Raw genomic sequence first — 5,345 nt, forward strand, 5'->3', positions numbered from 1 at the left:
GGGCTGGGGTGATGATCGGGCAAAGGGAATAGCCCTGCGCTGCCTGCGCCAAGAGGCTATCGGAGGACGCATGAACGAGATAGAGCAATCCCCCCGCGCGGCCTGGGAGGCGCATGCCCGCGACGGCAGGCTGGCCTACCAGTGGAGCCCCGATGCGGGTCGCGCGGTGTGGCAGCCCCGGCTGATCTGCCCCTTCGGCGGGCGCGCGCCGCTGGAATGGCGGGTGAGCGCCGGGCGCGGGGCGATCCACGCGATTACCCTGACCCACCCGGTAAAGGGCGAGCCCTACACTGTGGCCCTGATCGACATGGACGAGGGCTTTCGGATGATGAGCCGGGTCGAGGGCGCCAGTGGCGATCCTGCGGAGATCGGGCGCCGGGTGGTCTTGCGTTTCGTGTCCGGCGAGGACGGGGCGCCGCCGGTGCCGGTGTTCGACCTGGAGGAAGGGCAATGAGCGGGACGACGCGGGGCGGCACGGCGATCGTTGGGGTGGCGGAGAGCGACCTCGGCAAGGTGGCCGAGGGGGTGACGCCGCAGGATCTGATTGCCCAGGGCATCGTGCGGGCGCTGGACGATGCAGGGCTCACGCTGGCGGATGTGGACGGGCTGTTCCTCGCCGCGAGCCAGCTCAGAATGCCCACTATTAGCATGTGCGAATACCTCGGGATCGCGCCGCGCTTCATGGACTCCAGCTTTACCGGCGGATCGAGCTTCGAGGCGCTGGCGGCCCATGCCGCACTGGCGCTGGAGGCCGGGGCCTGCGACGTCGCGGTGATCGCCTACGGCTCGACCCAGCGCAGCCAGCGCGGCAAGTTCACCCCGCAGCGCGACCTGAACGATTACGATGCCCCCTTTCGTCCGCGCCTGCCGATCAGCGGCTACGCGCTGGCGGCGAGCCGGCACATAGCGGAGTACGGCACTTGCCGCGAGGACCTGGCCGAGATCGCCGTGGCGGCGCGCTGCTGGGCCAAGATGAACCCGGTCGCCTTCGACCGGCGCGACCTGACGGTGGCGGACGTTCTGAACGCGCCGATGATCTCCACTCCGCTCGGGGTGAAGGACTGCTGCCTCGTCACCGACGGCGGCGGCGCGGTGGTGATGGTGCGGGCGGACCGGGCCAAAGCACTGAAGCAAAAGCCGGTCTACCTGCTCGGTCACGGCGAGGCGCAACAGCACCATGCGATCACCAATATGCCCGACCTTACCGTGACCGGCGCAAAGGCTTCCGGCGACCAAGCCTACGCGATGGCCGGAATGACGGCGAAGGATATCGACGTGGCGCAGCTTTATGACGCCTTCACCATCACCACGCTGCTGTTCCTCGAGGATCTCGGCTTCTGCCCCAAGGGCGAGGGCGGTGCCTTCGTGCGCGGTGGCGGCCTCGCCCCGGGCGGGCGGCTGCCGGTAAACACCTCGGGCGGGGGGCTCTCCTACTGCCACCCCGGCATGTTCGGCCTGTTCCTGATGATCGAGGCCACCCGCCAGCTGCGCGGCAGCTGCGGCGACCGGCAGGTGGCGGGAGCGGAGACGGCAATTGCCCATGGCAACGGCGGCGTTCTCGCAGCGCAGGCGACCCTGGTGCTCGGCACCGAAGCAACCCTCTAAACGGAAGAAGATATGAGCAAGCAACTCGAAGGCAAGGTCATCGCCGTCACCGGCGCCGGGCGCGGGGTTGGGCGGGGCATCGCCCTCTGCCTCGCCGCCGAAGGCGCGGCGGTGGTTGTGAACGACATCGGCGCCTCGCTGGAGGGCGATGGGCTGGATGCCACGCCCGCGCAGGAAGTGGTGGCCGAGGTCGAGGCCCTTGGCGGCCGGGCGGTGGCCTGCGGCGACAGCGTGGCCGAGCATGACGGCGCGCAGAAGATCGTGGGCGCCGCGCTCGACAGCTTCGGACGGATCGACGGGGCGATCCACTCGGCTGGAATCCTGCGCGATGCGATCTTTCACAAGATGCAGCCGGAGAATTTCGAGCGGGTTCTGCGGGTCCATCTCTTCGGCGCCTTCAACATCGCATCTGCCTGCGCGCCGCATTTCCGGTCACAGGAGAGCGGCGCGCTGGTTTTCATGACCTCTACTGCCGCGCTGATCGGATCGGTTGGACAGGCCAATTACGCCGCTGCCAAGATGGGGATCGTCGGGCTCTCGCGCGGCATCTCGCTCGACATGGCTCGCTTCGGGGTGCGCTCCAACTGCATTGCGCCTCACGCCTTCAGCCGGATGATCGAGAGCGTTCCGGGCCGGTCCGAGGAGGAGTTGGAGAAGCGCCGCCAGAGCACCAGCGCCGAGCTTATCGCCCCCCTCGCGGCCTTCCTGTGCTCCGACGGGGCGAAGGAGGTGACCGGCCAGATCTTCGGGGCGCGTGGCAACGAGGTCTACCTTTACAACCAGCCGCGCCCGATCCGCACCCTGCACCGTGGCGACGGCTGGACTGTGGAGAAGCTCTCCGCGCAGCTCCCCGGTGCGCTGAAGTCGGCCTTCACCCCGGCGGAGCGGACGAAAGACGTGTTTCCCTGGGAGGCGATCTGATCCGATGCTCAACGTCGATGCGCTTGAGGGCTGGGAGTTTCCGCTGCTGGAGCAGCGCTACCTGGCCGACCAATCCATGCTCTACGCTGCCACGCTTGGATTCGGGCAGGATCCGATGTGCTCGGGTCAGCTCCGGTTCGTCTACGAAAAGGATCTCGCCGCGGTGCCGACGTTTGCCGCGATCCTCTGCCATCCGGGCCGCTGGACGGCGGCCCCGGAGCTGGGGGTGACGCTGAACAAGGTCGTGCATGGCGAGCAGCGGGTGTTTCTGCATCAGCCTCTGGCGCCCGAGGGCGACCTCGTGGCGAGGGCTCGGGTGCAGGCGGTGCAAGACAAGGGCCAGAAGGGCGCGCTGATCCACGCGGCACGGACGATGTATGACCGTGCCACCGGCGCGGCGGTGGCCAGCATCCTGCACAGCAGCTTCTGCCGGGCCGACGGCGGCTTCGGCCGGGAGTTCGGCATCGCGCCGGTGGCCGAGCCGTTGCCCGGGCGCGCGCCCGACGTGGTGGTGGATATCGAGACCCGGCCCGAGGCGGCGGTGCTCTACCGGCTAAACAACGATCGCAACCCGCTGCACATCGAGCCCGCCTATGCCGCGAAGGCCGGCTTCGACCGGCCGATCCTGCACGGGCTCTGCACCTGGGGGCTGGCGGCACGGGCGGTGCTGCAGGGCGTGCTGGACTATGACCAGACCCGGCTCCGCTCAGTCGAGGCGCGGTTCTCCCGCCCGGTGGTCCCGGGCGAGACGGTGCGGTTCGAGATCTGGCGGGAGGACGGCCTCTGCCGTTTCCGTGCCCGGGTCGAGGCGCGGGATGTGACGGTGCTGGACGCCGGGCGCTGCCTGTTGGGCGAAGGTCATGACGCGCCCGACTATATGGTGCCCGCATGAGCTGTGACTGGAACGCTATGGCGGAGGCGGACTTCCGCGCCCACCTGCGCGGGTTCATTGCGGAGAACTGCCCCAAGACACTGCGCCACTTGCGGCTGCGCCAGCCCCCGGCGGTGACCATGCCCTGGTACAAGGCGCTGCATGCGGCGGGGATGATCGCGCCGGGTTGGCCCGCCGAGCTGGGCGGCATGGCGCTGACCCCGGAGCGGCACCTTGTGTACATTGAAGAGATGGAGGCGGCAGGAACTCCCTGGCTGCATGACAGCGGCGTGCGCAACCTCGGCCCGGCGATCATCGCCTTCGGGACAGAGGCGCAAAAGGCCGAGTACCTGCCGAAGATCGCGGCGGGCGAGCAGATCTGGTGCCAGGGCTACTCCGAGCCGGGTGCGGGCTCCGACCTCGCATCACTGCGTTGCGCGGGATTTATCGAGGGCGACCACATCACCATCACCGGCCAGAAAATCTGGACCACCTCGGCCCATCACGCCACGCACTGCTTCTGCCTCGTGCGCACCTCAAGGGACGGGCCCAAGCAGCACGGCATAACTTTCGTGCTGGTCGACATGGCAACGCCCGGACTCACCGTGCGCCCGATCCGGAACCTCGGCGGCGAGGATGACTTCTGCGAGGTCTTTTTCGACGGGGTGACGGTGGGGACGGAGTGCATCCTAGGCGCGGTGGACGACGGCTGGAAGGTGGCCCGCTCGCTGCTCGGCTTCGAGCGCATCTGGGCCGGTTCGCCGCGCCGGGCGCGCAAGGCGCTGGGCGAGCTGGTGGCCACGGTGGAAGCCGCCGGGCTGGAGGGCGACGGGCTGTGGCGGGATCGGCTGGTGCAGGCGGAGTTCGACGTGCTGGACGGGCAGGATCTCTACCGCAGCTTCGCCGATCTGGTGAGCACCGAGGGGCATGTCGGCACCGAAGTGTCGGTGCTCAAGATCACTGCGACTGAAACCTTTCAGCGGATCAGTGAATGGACGCTGGAGGCAGCGGGGCAGGGCGGTGTTGTTGATGTGAGCCCTGAGCCCGGCCAGCCCGCTCCTGCATTCACCTGGTTCGAAAGCCGGGCGCCGGCGATCTTCTCGGGGGCCAACGAGATTCATCGCAATATCCTGGCCCGACGTGTGCTGGGGCTGGGCCGGGAGGCCGCGCGATGATGGCGCTGGATGCCGAGACGGCCCGGATGATCGCCGAGAGCGTGGCAGGCCATGCCCGCGGGCCAGCGCCGGCCGAGCCGGTGGCGGCGCTGCATGCCCAAGGCTGGCTGACCTGCGCGCTGCCTGAGGAGGCCGGGGGCCTCGGCTTCGGCGTCGATGCGGCAGCGCTGATCGCGGGGGGGCTGGCCCGTGCCTGTCGTGCCGAGCCGGTGGCTGCAACCTACCTTGCGACGCGGCTGTTGGCGCTGGCTGCGCCGGGCAGCTCCCCGATACAGGCGCTGGCGGAGGGACGGCTGGTTTCACTCGCGCCGGGCGCGGTGCGGGCCGACAGCGGGCGGCTGAGCGGCACCCTTTGGCAGGTACCTCCGGCGGAGCTGCACCTCGTGCTGGCGGGCGAGGCGCTGTTCGCGCTGCCCGGCACGGCGGCGGAGCAGCTTCGGGTCGACGGACATCCACGCGGCACGCGTGTGCTGGAAGCGACACAAGCCGAAGCCCTGGCTGAGGGGCCGGCGGTGTCGGCCGCCCTGCGACAGGTGCTGGCCGAGGGTCGGCTGGTGGTCGGCGCCGAGCTCTTAGCCCATGCTGAGGTGATGCAGGATATCACGCTGGAGCACCTGCGGACCCGGCGGCAGTTCGGCCAGAGCCTGGGGCAGTTCCAGGCGCTGCAACACAAGGCGGTGGACCTCTACAGCGCCACACTCATGGGCCGCGCGGTGCTTGACACCGCGATCACGCGGGCCGCCGAGGGCCTGGCGCCCGACGACCTCGACCGC

General features: G+C 69.3%; 6 protein-coding genes. All 6 read left to right on the forward strand.

All coding sequences use genetic code 11. From position 1 onward, the window contains the following. The first annotated feature begins 70 nt into the window (after positions 1-70). A complete protein-coding gene (locus tag DYI42_RS23085) occupies positions 71-454 on the forward strand; it encodes a Zn-ribbon domain-containing OB-fold protein (RefSeq protein WP_213549366.1) in 384 nt (127 codons plus the stop codon). Further along, entirely contained in the window at positions 451-1,605 is a 1,155-nt protein-coding gene (locus DYI42_RS23090) for an acetyl-CoA acetyltransferase (RefSeq protein ID WP_213549368.1), read from the forward strand. The genes DYI42_RS23085 and DYI42_RS23090 overlap by 4 nt, the downstream gene beginning before the upstream one ends. Before the next feature lie 12 nt (positions 1,606-1,617). Continuing rightward, the gene (locus DYI42_RS23095; RefSeq protein ID WP_213549370.1) at positions 1,618-2,526 is read left to right on the forward strand and encodes an SDR family NAD(P)-dependent oxidoreductase; all 909 of its coding nucleotides are present in this window, start codon (positions 1,618-1,620) and stop codon (positions 2,524-2,526) included. Positions 2,527-2,530: 4 nt separating this feature from the next. Beyond that, entirely contained in the window at positions 2,531-3,418 is an 888-nt protein-coding gene (locus DYI42_RS23100) for a MaoC family dehydratase (protein WP_213549372.1), read from the forward strand. Continuing rightward, entirely contained in the window at positions 3,415-4,572 is a 1,158-nt protein-coding gene (locus tag DYI42_RS23105; RefSeq protein ID WP_213549374.1) for an acyl-CoA dehydrogenase family protein, read from the forward strand. The genes DYI42_RS23100 and DYI42_RS23105 overlap by 4 nt, the downstream gene beginning before the upstream one ends. Then, positions 4,569-5,345: acyl-CoA dehydrogenase (locus tag DYI42_RS23110; protein WP_213549376.1), on the forward strand; the 777-nt coding region annotated here is incomplete at its 3' end. The genes DYI42_RS23105 and DYI42_RS23110, both read left to right, overlap by 4 nt.

Source organism: Vannielia litorea, assembly GCF_018424695.1.
In the GTDB taxonomy this organism is placed as follows: domain Bacteria; phylum Pseudomonadota; class Alphaproteobacteria; order Rhodobacterales; family Rhodobacteraceae; genus Vannielia; species Vannielia litorea_A.

Coding starts and splice junctions, on each gene's coding strand:
- DYI42_RS23085 (WP_213549366.1), top strand. CDS start 71: ATGAACGAGATAGAGCAATCCCCCCGCGCGGCCTGGGAGGCGCATGCC.
- DYI42_RS23090 (WP_213549368.1), top strand. CDS start 451: ATGAGCGGGACGACGCGGGGCGGCACGGCGATCGTTGGGGTGGCGGAG.
- DYI42_RS23095 (WP_213549370.1), top strand. CDS start 1,618: ATGAGCAAGCAACTCGAAGGCAAGGTCATCGCCGTCACCGGCGCCGGG.
- DYI42_RS23100 (WP_213549372.1), top strand. CDS start 2,531: ATGCTCAACGTCGATGCGCTTGAGGGCTGGGAGTTTCCGCTGCTGGAG.
- DYI42_RS23105 (WP_213549374.1), top strand. CDS start 3,415: ATGAGCTGTGACTGGAACGCTATGGCGGAGGCGGACTTCCGCGCCCAC.